Below are 14951 nucleotides of genomic sequence, written 5' to 3' on the forward strand. Positions count from 1 at the left end.
AACCTCGCCATCGTTGTAACGCCTGGTCGTACCGTCAGTCATATGCCTCACTCTTATCTAAGAGCGGGGCCCTGTCAGGTCATTTAGGGGGCCACCTCACGAGCATTATCGGTAGATCTTCGGGATAGAGTTGTAGCGGCGATCGCTGGTGGTCTGTCGCGTCGGCAGGCTGCGGTACGGTTCGGTGTCAGCGCGGCCAGCGCCGTCCGGTGGCAGCAGCTTGCAAACCAGCACGGGACGCCGGCGCCACAGCAGCAGGGTGGCGATCGACGCTCGATGAGGATCGAGGCGCATGCCGGGTTGATCCTGGACGCTTACAAGGCGACGCCCGACATCACTCTGGCCGAGTTGCAGGCGCTCTTGGCTGATCACGGTACCGAGGTCGCACTCGGCACGATATGGCGGTTCTTCGCGCGGCGCGGGATCACGCGCAAAAAAAGACCGCGCACGCGACCGAGCAAGACCGCCCCGACATCCTGACGCGGCGCGAGGAATGGTTCGACGGTCAGCTCGATCTCGATCCCGAGCAGCTCGTCTTCATCGATGAGACCTGGGCATCGACGAACATGGCGCGTCGCTATGGCAGAGCGCCACGTGGCGAACGATTGCGGGCTGGCGTGCCGCACGGGCACTGGAAAACCAAAACCTTCGTCGCTGGCCTGAGCCGTACGGGCATGATCGCACCTTGGGTTCTCGACGGGCCGATGAACGGCGATGCCTTCACCACATACGTGACCCGCGTGCTGGTGCCCGAACTCTCACCGGGCAATGTCGTCATCATGGACAACCTATCCAGCCATAAAGTGCCAGCCGTGCGCGCGGCCATCGAAGCCGCAGGTGCCCGGCTCCTGTTCCTTCCGCCCTACAGCCCGGACTTCAACCCTATCGAAATGGCCTTCTCCAAACTGAAGGCACACCTGCGAAAGGCGGCCGAGCGGACCATCCACGGCCTCTGGGATGCCATCGGCCGTATCGTCGACCTTTACTCGCCCCAGGAATGCTCGAACTATTTCGCAGCCGCTGGTTACGATGCAGACTGATCAGAAACCGCTCTAGTCGTGACTATGGCGCAGTTGCAATCGCCTGATGCGGAACTTGTCTCATGGCGTGCTACCATGAGTTCATATCATACACCTGTTCATCGGCTAAGCAGGCCCCGGAGGCGAAACCCAAGGGTCGCACGCCATCGATCAACTGTAACAATCCAAGCGGGAAGCCCTGAGTGACGCCGCTTGGCATCCGCTGTTTCAAGAAAAACGCGGTTGGACCGCCCTGAACTAATCCCGCCCACGCCCATTTGTACCGTAATGACGTTTAAAAAGGCGGTTTTCAGAGTGTGGCCGGCACGCAAAAGCAGTTCATAGTCGCCGGTGATCATGAAACTCTCATCGTACAAGCCGACCCGATCGAACAGAGAACGCCGATGCATGGAGCCGACGTGCGCTGTCGTCATATAACGGCGGAATTGTTTCCATCGCCAAGGCAATCCTATTATTGGCGCATGCTCACCTTCACCGTAGCGCACACGCGAAGACAAGAACTCTGCCTCGGGCGACATCGCAATCTGCCGTGCGTACGCATCTAGCGCGCCAGGCAAAAGAATGTCATCTGCTCCAAGGAAGCAGATATAGCTCCCACGTGCTACACGTACACCTTTGTTCCAAGCGTGATAAATACCGTTATCGAGCTCACTTATCCAATAGTCTATCTGCGCGTCATAACGCCGTATGACATCAATTGTGCGATCGGTTGATTGGCCATCTATTACAATTAGCTCAACATCGCCCCTACCCTGGGTCAAAACGCTGATAATAGCGTCGGATAGTGTCGAAGATGCATTAAAGCATGCTATGATAAGCGATACTACTGGGGCGACCTCAGAAAATCTTCTAGAATTATTACTATTCATAGCTATTTAATAACCCATCCCCTGCAAACGCTGCACTATATCGATTTGTAATGTGGCATCAGTTATTTTGCAAAGAATACCAATCCAGGCGGTGTTGATAGCTCAAGTACTAGTTCAACTTATTCCCGCTCTGGGTCTTTTCGTAGATGCCGCACCAGATCGACGATCATCAGGCACATTAGCAGGCCGTAGGCAACGCGGCTGAGCGCTGCGCCGGTCAAGTCCAGATGCTTTATAAGGAACCACGTAGTCGCTAATGAGATCAAACCACCGGCTAAGCTGATCTGCGCAACCGATCGCGCTTTGCCCATCGCTAAAAGCACGTAATAGGCAACGCTGCTCAGGGCCATGCAGATATAGGCGATAACGGTAACGCGCAGGATTCCGGCACCGCGATCCGCGATCGCGCTACCAACCCACAGGCGAAGGATATCGTGACTGAAAATGCATAGCGGCAGGGCAATCGCTCCTGTCATAAGCGCAACGACTACGAAAGCGCGGCCGGTGATCGAGGTGATGTGACGCCGGTCATCGATGCGGCTGATGCGCGGCAGCAGGATCTGTCCCGCCGCAGCGGGAACGGCGTGAACCTGCTGGGCTAGCTGTATGCAGACGCTGTATGTGGCTAGCGCGCTCGCCCCAAGCATCCCGCCGACCAGGAAGCGGTCAACCGTGCCGAAGAGCGTTCCACCAATCATTTGCGCCCAGCTCCACAATCCGAACGAAAGCATTCCCCTGATGCGCCGAGGATCCCATGCCGGAAGCAACGGCCCGGACCCCATCAGGTACGAGACCATGGTTGCCTTGATGGTAGTACGTAAGCACGTCAGCGCCAGCGTGGCCAGTATCACCGCACTTAGCTGATGAGTTACCCAAGCCGCAGTCACCGCGGCGGTAATCGTGGCTAGCTTGCTACCAATCTCGACCCGTGCCGACCAGTCAAACCGTTCCAATCCACGCAACGCGGCGACAAAAATTCCGTCGATTTGTTCCAACGCGATCAGCCCCGCCGCGCCATAGAACAACATCCCAACCGTCGCGGACGAGCCCATCCGTTTCAATAATTCCGGTCCGTCGGTTATCCCCACGATGATGATCGCAGAGCACAGGACAGTGGTGGTAATCAGCGTCAACGCTAGCCCGTTCCGCACCGCTGCGATCGCCCCCGCGACATCACCGCGGGCGTGCTGTTCCGATACATCGCGAACTACCACCGTCCCCATGCCAAACCCGGCGACCCCGCCAAAGCCGTTGAAGGCCAAGAGCAGCAGCCACTGGCCGTATTGTTCGGACCCCAGCAGCTTGAGGTAGATCGGCGTCGCCACGAACATCATCGCCGGGTAGGCGAGATATTCCGCCATTGCCCATATGCCCTGCCGGCCCTGCCCGCCCAGGCGCCGCAGCCCAGCCAGTCGCGCGCGCACGCTAATCATTGCTGCTGCCGCACAGGACGCAGCCAATGGGTGGCAAAATAGCGCAGATAGCTTGCGGCGTGCCAGCGCAGGAATTTCATTTGACGGTGACTGTCGCGGCGTGCGTCATGAATGGCCGCAACCGCGGGACATAGCATCACCGATCGTCTCGAGCGCCACATTCGCGCACAGAGATCGATGTCCTCGCAATAGAGGAAATAACGCTGATCGAACCCACCCACCGCGCGATACGCTTCGGTGCGGGCAAGCATGAACATTCCCGCAACCCAATCGACCGGCGTCGGTGCGTCCCCGTGCGCGTAGCGGTAGCGACCGTCGTCACCGCCCGTGCGCCGGCGCAGCAATGACCAAGGCGTCGGAAAACGACGTGCACTGTCCTCAACCGCCAGCGCCGCAGACAGGATCGCTGGCGCGACCAGTCCCACTCCTGTGCGATCAGCTTCGCGCAGCAACGCAGGAAACGGGTTTTCGGTTAGACGAATGTCAGGGTTCAACACGCACACGTGCGTGCCTCGTGCCAGCGCCAACGCCTGATTATGATTATGCCCGAAACCAAGTGGGACCGGATTGTCGATGATCTGGCCCGACAGTCCTGTCGGCAACTCTGTTATGCCTCCGCTGGGTAAATTGTTGGTCAGGATGACCTCCAGCGGCGTGACTCGTGCGATCTCGACGAGATCGCCGAGCAGCGCGGCAACGAGTGGGCCTTGCCCATGACTGACGACAGAAACGCTAAGCATTGTACGAATGACCCTAGCGACCGTTGCCAGCAATCCGTTGCACCACGGACTGTGGCACATCGATCACCGAGCGCAGCGGCACGATGGAGAAGAGTAATGCCCCCACCACAAAGTGGGAGCGTGAATACGTTGGCTCTTTCAAGAGCACCCCGAACACCAGCGTAAAGGCAAAGGTGAATAGAAATACTTGGGCTTGCGATTCTTCGCATACCGGCAGCAATCCGCTGCCGGTCGCCCGCCATAGCTGCAGCAGGCGGGAACCGATGCCACACAGCACAGCGGCCGTTAATACTGGGCCCAGTTCAATAGTAATTCGAAACAGCCCTGAGAAGGCATCTTGGCGGTTGAGCTCGCTCAAGCCAAGAAAGGCTAGCTCGGCCGAATAGGGCGAGTAGAACTCGAACTGGCCCGTTCCGCCAAGGCCCGCACCAACCAGCGGATAGCGCCAAAACGAGGCGACCATCTGATCGAAGCCTTGCAGCCAAGACAGCAGCGATAGGTTCGACGAGGCGTCCTGCACGTCGATCCGGCTATGATAATGTGGATCGTAGGTGAACAGCCAATAGAGCACCCCCATTGCGATTCCGCCTAGGATCAAGGTGCGCAGGTTGATCGACCGCGACAGTAGGCCCAGCGATGTCAACGCAACCACGAACGAAAGGATATGCGTCGATTTCGTAAAGAAAGAAACGCCGAAGAACAGCACCCCCCCTAAAATCGATAGCCGCGCCCTGGTCCGGGTAGGCGCCCAGCGCGAAGAGAGTAGAAGACCTGCCGTCGTCCCCACCAATATGAGACCGGCAACGCTGGGCTCCGCCATCAATCCTGCCGGACGATCTTGCCCCTGCACCAGATAGCCGAAGAGAATGGAGCCAGCTACCAACCCGACCCCAATGAGGACGATATAAAAAGCAGGCTTTGCATTTATAGGTAGCGAATTACGCGAACCAAATACCACAAGGATAGTAGAAAGGCAGACAAACGCCGAGGCAAACCGAGGGAGCGTTGCAGGGCCCACCAAGAACATAATACATTCAAGAGTGATATAAGTAACAAAGAATAGTTTGAACGCATTACTCCATTGGATACTATTTCCGTTAAACAGGATCAGAACGGCAAACATGTAGAAGGCGATATTCGAGACATCGAATTTTGAGGTGCCAACATCCAGACCAAGCCACTGAAAGGGAAAAACCGCTAGGATCAGCAAGACCAGATAATGAAGTGCACTGCCCGGCAAGAAGGCTGGACGAAAACGGGTAAGCGCAACACGATCGGATGAAACGACAAACCGGTAAACGGTCTCAGCTCGATTAAGGACAGCCGAAGGGTATTTCATGTCGCCTGTATGCCAATATTTGTACTTTCGCCGAAGACTGGGGTATACCTGCCATCAACGATAACCCACACAATCCGCAGGCCAAAATTACTTGTTGGCAGCAGCCGTTTTATTTCGACACCGACCGATTTAACGGTAGGCTTGATTAAGGCTTTAAGCACGGCGCGCTCACTGAATTGGCTTCGGCAGACTGCTCCTGCCGTTATGAGAGGCCGTATGCCGCAATGTTCCGAAGCGCAAGCGTTCCCCGCTTTCATTGACGGCAGCGACCATGCGTGCTGAACGAAATGCTACTGACCAACTCGCCCGTATAGGAAGCAAACCGTGAAGCGAGCCTTTGACCTCATCGTGTGCCTTGCGCTACTGGTTCCAGCCGCTTTGCTGTGCCTGGCCGTGTTGCCGATTGTATATCTGGACACGCGCGCGACGCCACTGTTCGTGCAGCGCCGCGTCGGTCGTGATAAGCGACCATTCCGGCTGGTCAAACTGCGCACGATGCGTGCCGATACCTCGCACATTGCCTCGCACGAGGTCGGCGCTGCGCAGATCACCGCCAGCGGCCGCTGGCTCCGACGGTTAAAGCTAGACGAGCTGCCGCAGCTTCTGAACGTTCTCACAGGAAGCATGAGCTTGGTTGGCCCGCGTCCGTGCCTGCCGGTGCAGCATGAATTGATCGAGGAGCGTGACAAGCGCGGCGTGTTCGGGCTGCGGCCCGGCATAACCGGACCCGCACAGGTGGCCGGGGTGGACATGTCCACCCCGGCCACCCTGGCAGAACTGGACGCTACCTATTTGGCGCCGTGGTCGCTGCACCGCGATCTGGCGCTGCTGTTGGCCACCGCGACCGGCAAGGGGCGCGGTGACGCCGCAATGTCGGGTAAGCGGCCAATATCGTCGTTTGGCAGTGGTGATGAGCCCCCGCCCCCCGGCGTTACCCGCTGAGACCAAGAGCTGTCAGGCGCGCGATCAACGCTTCGATCGCCCGCCTAGCCTCCACGTCGCGAACAGTGCCGCCAACAGGCTTTGCCAGTACGTCGCCCGCACCGCCAAAATAGTCGGGATCGACCCGCCCCGTCGACAGATCGCGCATCATGAAGCGGCGAGTGTTCTTCCCCGTATCCTTGAATCGCCCGCCAGCGGCTGCATAGGATAGCGCCTCGAAGGCATTTCCATCGCCGTCATTCGACAGAGCATTAAACAAGCTACCGCGCACCCAATTGCTTGTGCCTACAAAACTTGAAGCCTTGTCGTCATAGGTGCCGATAAAGCCATTGCGCTGCCCCTCACAGCGAAGACCGTATTGCCCGTTGAACTCAAGGTCGAGTCCGATGAAAGTGTTGCCGTTCGAGGCCGCGCCAACGTGGACGCCCCCAACGCCATTTGCCTCACTGGTGCCGGACAGAAAGGTGCAGTTGCCCGCCTCAACCAAGCGAATGCCAATGTTGCTCACCTGCTCGATGATCGGCAGGTGAAAAAGGCAGTCTGACGTACCCTCTGAGTGATTGCGCGCTCCCAGAACTAAGCCGTCAACCGGGACGGGGTTGTGCCCGTTGATCCCCAGTCCGCTGGCCCGAATACGGAACTCAGTCGCGACGGCCCACCGCGTTCGCAGCACCGCAACCGCACAATCGCGTATATTTGCAGTAATCACCGAATGGTGCACCGCACGCACGTCCACGCCGATATCGGTATGCGCGTTGCCTCGTACCGTGGGCATGCCCAAGATGTAAATGCGGTACGCTCCACTATCCTGCGCGCCACCATCAAGCACGAAAGCAGGCCCTGTACCGCGATGGTGGAATGTTACACCTGGTGCGCAGTCGAGCGCTAACGCGGTGACCGCAAAGTTCGGTGACCTGTCGTAGGCATAGGTTCCAGCGGGCACATACAGTCTCGGTGCCGCGCCGCCGCTGTCGCTATGGACCTGCCCGACCCAAGCGAGTGCACGGCGCAGTGCGTCACCGTCGTCGGCCACGCCATCACCGCGTGCGCCAAAGGCGTTAACGGACACAAAAGGCATACGCGGATCGGGAGGCAGGTCGGAACCCTGCCCGATCCCGGCTTGTGCCACGCTAACCGCGCTCATCCCGATCAAACCGGACGCACCACCAATCAATCGCCGCCGCTGTTTATCCATTAACTATATCCGAGGGCATCGTTCGGCCATTTGTTGCAAGGTCCATGATTGTCATTAAAGAAAAACTCCTAACGTGCCCGGCGCAAGGCGCCTAACGCCTCGTCAGATTAATCCGGTATTAAGCCCCTCGTTACCAGAAAGTTGCTTCTGGACTACGGACGCACCATGCCTTTGCCTGTTCGGTTTATCCTTCCCCGCCGCCACGACGATGCACGCAGCTGGTTTAACCGAAACCTACAATCGCGAAGCGCTCGCTGCGCATGGCATCGACGTGACTTTCGCCCTGGACAACCACTCCCTCTTGACGGCCGCGTTTACCTGGCACGAGCTGCGTCTCCAGACGCAGCTGCGTGAGCAGGGTAAGCTAGGTGTTTAGTCCGCTGCATCCACGGAAGCGCCTCCGACGTCGCTGTGAATGTGCGGAACGGATCGCAGACCTACGGGCGGTGAGCCGGTACCAAGCTTCGCGCCGAGAATGGTGACCAGCTGTTCAACCCCGTCGGCTTTGCACATGGTTTCTGACGCTCGAGCCCGATTGCGAGGTCATGGACAAATGCACCGACCCTACGCATCGCAAGCGGATGGCGGGATCACGTAGGACAGTGCCGGGATCAACTGGCCGCTACGCGACGGGACCGCACCGGAACTCTCCGATAGGGAATGGCGCCAGTCTACTCTCGCAGGGTTAGACAGCCCCCTTCCCTTATGACGGGCGTCCGCTGCTCAGCTGTTGAAACGTCCACGCATAGATATCACGGACATTAATGGCGGGCACGACCCGTACGGCGATCAACCATTCGAAGACGTGGCGGACCGCAACGAGCCCCTGTTCGACGGTCGGGCGATGCCGCGCATCAGTTCTTCGATCCATGCAGAGATGCGAAGCGCCTGATCTGTTCAAGTGCTCAAAGTCACGACCCACGCATCGTGCAAAGTCGTACGCCACCCCCATCCTGCATATGGGAACACGGTGTATACGCGTCGCGGATGTGGATTGCGGACTGTCGCAGCAAAAAACCCAAAGAAGCGCTCAGGCGTCGGGCACGGCGCTGATCGCGAGCAGGACGGGCGTGGCGAACGGAGCTAACACGGTATGGGCAGACCGTAGCGCGATGTCAGGCAGGAACTATTCCCCGTCGAAATTACGACCTCGTAACATTTTGGCGGCATGTCGGTGGTCTACCTCGCTGACGCAGGCCGTTTAGACCGTGACGCGGCCTCCGAGGCGCGATAATGGACAAGAATGAGGCGACAGGACATATCTCGAACCGGATGGGTGCAGACCAGTCGGCGCTTTGCTGTCGTCGCAGCGTTGGCGATCACGGCCTCATCGCTCGGCACCGCAGTGGACGCGCAGACGCGCACGGCGCGCGATACCACGACCGCTTATGGCGCGAGGCTCAATGCAAAAGGCGAGCCTACGAACCTCAACCCCAAGCGCATCAACAACCGGGTCAACAGCCGTCTCGAAACACGCCTTAGCCTTCGCATTGAGCGCTACCGCACCGACAGCACCAACAATCCAGCTGCAGCGTTCGCAGTAAAGTCGACTGACAACACGCGCGTTGGCACCAAGACGACGCTTTCGCCCTTATCCACATCCGCTCTGTCGGACACGTCGCAGGCGTTTGAAGCGTCGTCGCAGACCACTGCAGGGCCGCCACGCGGCGACGCTCGCGCCGATCGATGAGCTAGGGGTACACATGGCCATTTCACGTTTACGGGGGCCCCGGTTCAGCCCCGATATCTCCTTAGTGCTGCTGGCAGCGCTGTTCCTTATCTTGTGGTTGGCGGGCGGGGCATCGCGCGAGGACGTAGTCGGCCAGATCGTCACACGCGCCGCGTCGTGGATCGCGATCCTAGCAGCAGTGCTGGTCGCGCGTGGTCCGCAGATCGCGAAAGCGAAAGGAGCGACGCTGTTCCTCTTCGCGGCAATACTGCTATGCGTGGTGCAGCTGGTACCCTTACCCCCGGGCGTATGGCGCGCGTTGCCGGGTCGCGCAGCGTTCACCAATCCCTTGATATCGCCGCCTGATTTATGGCGACCTTTATCGCTTGTGCCGGGCGCGACGGTGAACGCAATGTTCTCCCTAGTTACGCCGCTAGCGGTGCTAGTGCTTGCAACGAGCATGCGCGAAGACCAGAAACGCTTTACCCCTGTCCTAGTCCTGGCGGTGATCGGCCTTGCGTTGTTGGTCGGGCTGCTCCAGTTCACCGGCGCCCAACTGATCAACCCGCTCGTCAACGGCTCGGCTGGGGCAGTCGACGGCTTGATCGCCAACCGCAACCATTTCGCTCTTTTCCTTGCGATCGGGCTGCTGATCGCGCCGGTATGGGGAGTGGAGGCCGGTAGTGCGTCGCGAGTGCGTGCGCCAATCGCGCTGGGCCTCATCCCGCTGTTCGTCCTCACAATCTTAGCATCTGGATCGCGCGCCGGCATCGCACTTGGGGGAGTCGCGCTCTTGCTGGGGCTGACTATCGCTCGACGCGGCGTAAAGTCGGCCCTACGTCACTACCCGCGCTGGACGCTGCCCGCCATCGGCATCGGGGTCATCACACTGATTGCGATCTTCGTGCTCGCTAGCGTCGCGACGGACCGCGCGGTATCGTTGAATCGCCTCGTCGAAATGGACACAGGCGAAGACATGCGCACCCGCGGTCTTCCAATAGTGCTGGTAATCATCCGCACCTATTTCCCGTTCGGCAGCGGGTTGGGAAGCTTCGATCCTATTTTCCGCATTCACGAGCCGTTCGGGCTACTGAAACCGACCTATTTCAACCATGCTCACAACGACCTTTTGGAAATCGTCCTCACCGCCGGGTTACCCGGGCTTCTTCTGCTCGTCACCGCGATCGGCTGGTGGCTGTGGCGAAGTATCGGAGCTTGGCGCGCCGATGCGGTATTGCCCAAGCTCGGCTCGGCCACGTTGCTGCTGATCATGCTTGCGAGCATCGTTGATTATCCCGCGCGCACGCCAATCATCATGGCGATGACGACCATCGCGGCGATTTGGCTCGGAGGCGCAGAGCGTGTGAGCCACGCTATGGGAAAAGCACCTTTACCATCGACGGGCCGCGACCTATGAGCTTTTTTCCTGTTCCCGCCTCCAGAGTAACTTTTTCGCGTATGCGCAAGATCTGTCCCGCCCTCTTGGTGATCGGCGCCCTTACGGGATGTGCGCATCAGCAACCGCTAGTTTCGACCGGTCAGCTTACGGTCATTCAAGACAGCGCGGCGTTACCTCCGCCCGAGCGGCCCGACTTGACCGCGGCCGATCGCCAGTCGCTGATCGGTCCGCTAGACACGATCCAGATCGATGTATTCAATGTCCCTGACCTCAGCCGTGAAGTGCAGGTCGATGCGGGTGGGCAGGTCGCGATGCCACTGATCGGTACGATCGACGCGCGTGGACGCACCGCGCGGGAGCTCTCGCAAACGATCGAAAGTGCACTGCGCGGACGCTATGTACGTAACCCGGACGTGACGGTGAATATCAAGAGCTCGGTCAGTCAGGTTGTTACCATGGATGGGCAGGTCACCGAGCCTGGACTATACCCGGTAACCAACCAGATGACGCTGCTACGCGCAATCGCGTCGGCTAAGGGCCTATCCGAATTCGCCAAGCAGGAAGAGGTCGTAATCTTGCGCACTGTAAACGGACGCAAGATGGCGGGGCTCTACAATATCGATGCGATCCGACGCGGAGCCTATGCCGACCCGGCGATCTACGCCAACGATATCGTCGTGGTCGGCGATAGCCCGGCGCGACGCCGATTCCGCGATATCGTGTCGCTGGCACCGCTTCTTGCCGCGCCGCTGATCGCTGTCCTAAATTAAGGTTTGACGAGCGTATGAATGTTATCATGTCAGACCTGCAATACGGTTTTGCTGGGAATGGTACGACAATGGCGCCCCAATCAGTGGAGAGCGAGCGGCCGCCTATAATTCAAACGTATCTGCGTATCGCCTTGCGCTGGAAGTACGTCATCATCGGCGTGACTGTCGCCTGCATCGTACTCGGCCTCATCGTCACCTTGCTTATGACGCCGAAATACACCTCGACGGCGACCGTTGAGATCGCGCGCGAAGCATCGCAGGTTACCAACATTCAGGCGGTCGAGCGCGACACCAGCGTCGCGGACCAAGAATTCTACCAAACCCAGTACGGCCTGCTGAAATCGCGTGCTCTGTCCGAGCGCGTGGCAACCCAGTTGCAGCTCGTTGACAATCCCGATTTCTTTAAGATGTTCGGGACGAAAGATAAGAACCCGGCATTCGACCTGACCAACAACCGCTACACTTCAGCGGGCCGCGCCGAGCGCCAACGTGTAGCGGGCGAGATTTTGCTGCAGAACCTGTCGGTCGATCCCACCCGGCTTTCTCGCCTCGTCGATATTGCATTTACTAGCCCGCAAGCTGCTTTCTCAGCGCGTGTAGCTAATGCGTGGGCAGAAAACTTCATCCAGACTAATCTTGAACGCAAGGTGCAGGCTACCTCCTATGGTCGCAACCTGCTCGAGCGGCAGTTACGGCTCCAGAAGCAGCGACTTGACGAAAGCCAGCGCCAACTCGTCCGCTATGCGTTGCAGCAAAAGATTATCAATCTCCCCGCGCAGACCGGCAGCACGGCTGGCGGGCCAACCGCCGAACGATCGATCGTTGCAGATGATCTCGCTGCGCTGAATACGGCGCTTACACAGGCAACCGCCGACCGGATCGAAGCGGAGGCGCGCTACCGGTCGGGCAGTGCCGGTGGCACCTCGAGCGAAGCGCTTGGCAACGTCGCGATCAATAATCTGCGCCAGCGCCGCGCCGAACTTGCTGCGCAATATCAGCAGATGATGGTTCAGTTTGAGCCAGGCTATCCGGCTGCACAGGCGCTAAAGTCGCAGATCGACCAGCTCGACCGCGCAATCGGACGCGAAGAGTCACGCGTAAAGGGATCGATTGAGGGTGCTTATCGGGCCGGAGCCGCACGCGAGAGTGCACTTCAGGCAAAAGTAGATCAGCTCAAGTTAAGCTATCTCGATAATCGTAGGCGCTCCATTCAGTACAATATTTTCCAACAGGAGGTTGATACCAACCGGGCTCTCTACGACGGACTTCTCCAACGGTACAAAGAGATCGGCATCGCCAATGGCGTCGGTGTCAATAATATCTCCGTGGTAGACACTGCAGATGAGCCGCAGAAGCCATCGAGCCCGCGTCTATTCCTGAACCTGCTGATCTCCCTGCTAGGCGGCCTTGCACTCGGCGCGGTTACAGCTTTCGCACTTGAGCAGATGGACGAAGCCTTCGGCAATCCCAGCGAGGTGGAGCGCAAGCTTGGGCTGCCGCTACTTGGCTCGGTGCCCAAGGTCGATGAGGATCGCGAGCCACGCGACGATCTGCTCGACCGCAAGTCGGATCTTGTCGACGCTTACCTTGCGATAAGCACTAACCTAGGCTTTACGACCGAGCATGGCGCACCGCGTTCCTTCTCCGTTACTTCGACGCGCCCTGCGGAAGGCAAGTCGACCACTGCTCTCGCACTTGCGACGATGCTAGCGCGGGCCAACAAACGGGTGATTATCGTCGATGGCGACATGCGCTCGCCCTCGATTCATCATTTCGGAAATGTCGGGCACGAGCGTGGCCTCAGCAATTTCCTATCTGGCGAGGAAGGCATCGAACCACTGACCTTCCAGATGCCCGATCTCGGACTTACTGCGATGTCCGCTGGCCCGATCCCACCCAACGCGGCGGAGTTGTTGACAGGCACCCGCCTCACGACGCTGATTGACCGACTGCTTGAGGATTACGATCATGTCGTTATCGATAGTCCGCCGGTTATGGGTCTTGCCGACGCACCGCTGATTGCCGCGCAGGTGGAGGGTGTCGTCTATGCGGTCGAGTCTCATGGTATCCGTGCGACGCAGGTGAAGACTGCCCTGCGGCGCCTTGAGGCCGCTAACGTACGTATCTTTGGCGGCGTGCTCACCAAGTTCCAAGCGCGCCGTGCCGGCTACGGTAATAGCTATGAATATGGCTATGGCTATGGGCGCGCGAAGGATGACGCCAAGGGCCAGGGCTGAGCCTCCTTATGCGGTCCCGGACGCATCTTTCAGGTCGCGGACGGCGATCGAGCCGCCAATGGGCTGGTCGCGTCGCGCTAGCCTGCGGCGTCGCCGTCTTGGGGTATCAGGGTGTCGCTTTCTCGGTCGCACATGTTGTGAGCAGGTCGCGACCCCAAGCGGCCGACTCAATCGTCTCATATGATGGTCGGCTGATCGCCGCCCATGCAGCCTCCCTGATTACGCCAGGCATTACTGCAATCACGCGCAAGGAGGCGGAGGTACTGTCGAGCGCGGCGCTTCGCCGCGATCCGACCGCAATTTTGGCTGCAGCAACACTTGGCGTCGTTGCTGTGGCGCGAAGCGACACCGCCTACGCCCGACGCCTACTCGCTTATTCGCAAATGCTCTCACGTCGCAACACCACGACACAATTGTGGTCGATTGAGGACGCGGTCGGGCGCGGCGACATCGGTAGTGCGCTTCGCTGGTACGATATCGCACTGCGCACCAAGCCGCAGATGAGTGATCTGCTCTACCCTGTACTGAAACAAGCCTCGCGCGATCCCTTGATCCGCGAAGCACTGGTGCGCAGGCTCGAGGGTAAGCCGCCTTGGCTAAACAGTTACGTCCGCTATGCTGCGGCCCAGAAAGACGATCCGCAGAGCACTGTGGCATTGTTCATGGGCCTGCAGGCGCGCGGTGTCACCATTCCTGGCAGCGCACAAACTTCAATCATCAACCTACTTCTCGATGCCGGTAACACCGACCAAGCGTGGCGCTATTATGCCGCTGTCCGCCCCGGCGCGATCCGCACCCGTGCGCGCGACCCGCAGTTTACGGCATTGCTCGAGGCGCCGTCGCAGTTCGACTGGATAACGCTAAACGACAACAGCATCGGCGCCTCGATCGAGCGCACGCGCGATGGCGGAACGTTTGAATTCTCCGCACCTGCGAGCATCGGCGGGCCGGTCCTCCAACAAGTCCAACTTCTGCCGCCTGGAACCTATCGTCTTGCCGGCCACAGCAGCGGGATAGCACAGGATGCACGCGCGCTCCCTTATTGGACGCTCACTTGCCGCAGCGACGGGCGCGAGCTCGGTCGCGTGGTGGTCCCCAACTCTGCGCAGGCAGGCGGCGTGTTTGCCGGACCGCTGCAGGTTTCCTCGAACTGCCCAGTGCAGACGCTGACGCTCTTCGCTCAGGCTTCCGATGCGATCGGGGGCACCTCGGGACAGATAAATCGGGTCGTGTTGTCAGCACCTACACAAGGCGCGCGTTGAGCACAGTAGTGCCCCATTTGTACTTTGATCTTCTGGAACGTCCCCACCAGTAAGCT

The 14951-nt window shown here is 59.1% G+C and carries 12 protein-coding genes; 7 read left to right on the forward strand and 5 right to left on the reverse strand.

Annotated elements, in window-relative coordinates; translation table 11 throughout:
- Positions 1–141: 141 nt before the first annotated feature.
- Positions 142–1040 (forward strand): IS630 family transposase gene (locus ASE82_RS05070; RefSeq protein ID WP_443025070.1). Its coding sequence is split into 2 segments (ribosomal slippage): positions 142–439 and positions 439–1040, totalling 900 coding nucleotides; the frame shifts between segments, so codons are not numbered across the junction.
- 98 nt (positions 1041–1138) lie between these two features.
- Here ASE82_RS05070 and ASE82_RS18740 read toward each other — a convergent pair.
- From ASE82_RS18740 to ASE82_RS05085, 4 genes are all read right to left on the reverse strand, one after another.
- A complete protein-coding gene (locus ASE82_RS18740) occupies positions 1139–1909 on the reverse strand; it encodes a glycosyltransferase family 2 protein (protein WP_082441256.1) in 771 nt (256 codons plus the stop codon).
- A gap of 119 nt (positions 1910–2028) precedes the next feature.
- Positions 2029–3342: a lipopolysaccharide biosynthesis protein gene (locus ASE82_RS05075; protein ID WP_056059804.1), complete on the reverse strand. Its 1314-nt coding sequence runs from the start codon at positions 3340–3342 to the stop codon at positions 2029–2031.
- The gene (locus ASE82_RS05080) at positions 3339–4082 is read right to left on the reverse strand and encodes a glycosyltransferase (protein WP_056059806.1); all 744 of its coding nucleotides are present in this window, start codon (positions 4080–4082) and stop codon (positions 3339–3341) included. The genes ASE82_RS05075 and ASE82_RS05080 overlap by 4 nt, the downstream gene beginning before the upstream one ends.
- Positions 4083–4095: 13 nt before the next feature.
- Positions 4096–5421 (reverse strand): hypothetical protein, encoded by a 1326-nt coding sequence (locus ASE82_RS05085; protein ID WP_156348771.1) that lies wholly within the window; start codon positions 5419–5421, stop codon positions 4096–4098.
- A 324-nt stretch (positions 5422–5745) separates the two neighbouring features.
- Here ASE82_RS05085 and ASE82_RS05090 point away from each other — a divergent pair, with 324 nt between their 5' ends.
- Positions 5746–6363: a sugar transferase gene (locus ASE82_RS05090; protein WP_056059809.1), complete on the forward strand. Its 618-nt coding sequence runs from the start codon at positions 5746–5748 to the stop codon at positions 6361–6363.
- Here the strand turns inward: ASE82_RS05090 and ASE82_RS05095 are convergent.
- The gene (locus tag ASE82_RS05095) at positions 6353–7558 is read right to left on the reverse strand and encodes a glycosyl hydrolase family 28-related protein (protein ID WP_056059811.1); all 1206 of its coding nucleotides are present in this window, start codon (positions 7556–7558) and stop codon (positions 6353–6355) included. The two genes, ASE82_RS05090 and ASE82_RS05095, sit on opposite strands and share 11 nt — an antisense overlap.
- Before the next feature lie 1312 nt (positions 7559–8870).
- Here ASE82_RS05095 and ASE82_RS05100 point away from each other — a divergent pair.
- The 5 genes from ASE82_RS05100 (at position 8871) to ASE82_RS05120 (ending at position 14895) form a co-directional block, all read left to right on the forward strand.
- The gene (locus tag ASE82_RS05100) at positions 8871–9248 is read left to right on the forward strand and encodes a hypothetical protein (protein ID WP_156348772.1); all 378 of its coding nucleotides are present in this window, start codon (positions 8871–8873) and stop codon (positions 9246–9248) included.
- 13 nt (positions 9249–9261) lie between these two features.
- The gene (locus ASE82_RS05105; RefSeq protein WP_082441258.1) at positions 9262–10644 is read left to right on the forward strand and encodes an O-antigen ligase family protein; all 1383 of its coding nucleotides are present in this window, start codon (positions 9262–9264) and stop codon (positions 10642–10644) included.
- Complete coding sequence (locus ASE82_RS05110) at positions 10641–11396, forward strand: polysaccharide biosynthesis/export family protein (protein WP_235524594.1); 756 nt, start codon at positions 10641–10643, stop codon at positions 11394–11396. The genes ASE82_RS05105 and ASE82_RS05110 overlap by 4 nt, the downstream gene beginning before the upstream one ends.
- A gap of 14 nt (positions 11397–11410) precedes the next feature.
- A complete protein-coding gene (locus ASE82_RS05115) occupies positions 11411–13633 on the forward strand; it encodes a GumC family protein (RefSeq protein WP_056059818.1) in 2223 nt (740 codons plus the stop codon).
- A gap of 137 nt (positions 13634–13770) precedes the next feature.
- Positions 13771–14895, forward strand: a complete 1125-nt coding sequence (locus ASE82_RS05120; RefSeq protein WP_156348773.1) for a hypothetical protein — start codon at positions 13771–13773, stop codon at positions 14893–14895.
- Positions 14896–14951: the final 56 nt, after the last annotated feature.

Origin of the sequence: Sphingomonas sp. Leaf230 (assembly GCF_001421745.1) — a bacterium.
Classification (GTDB): Bacteria; Pseudomonadota; Alphaproteobacteria; order Sphingomonadales; family Sphingomonadaceae; genus Sphingomonas.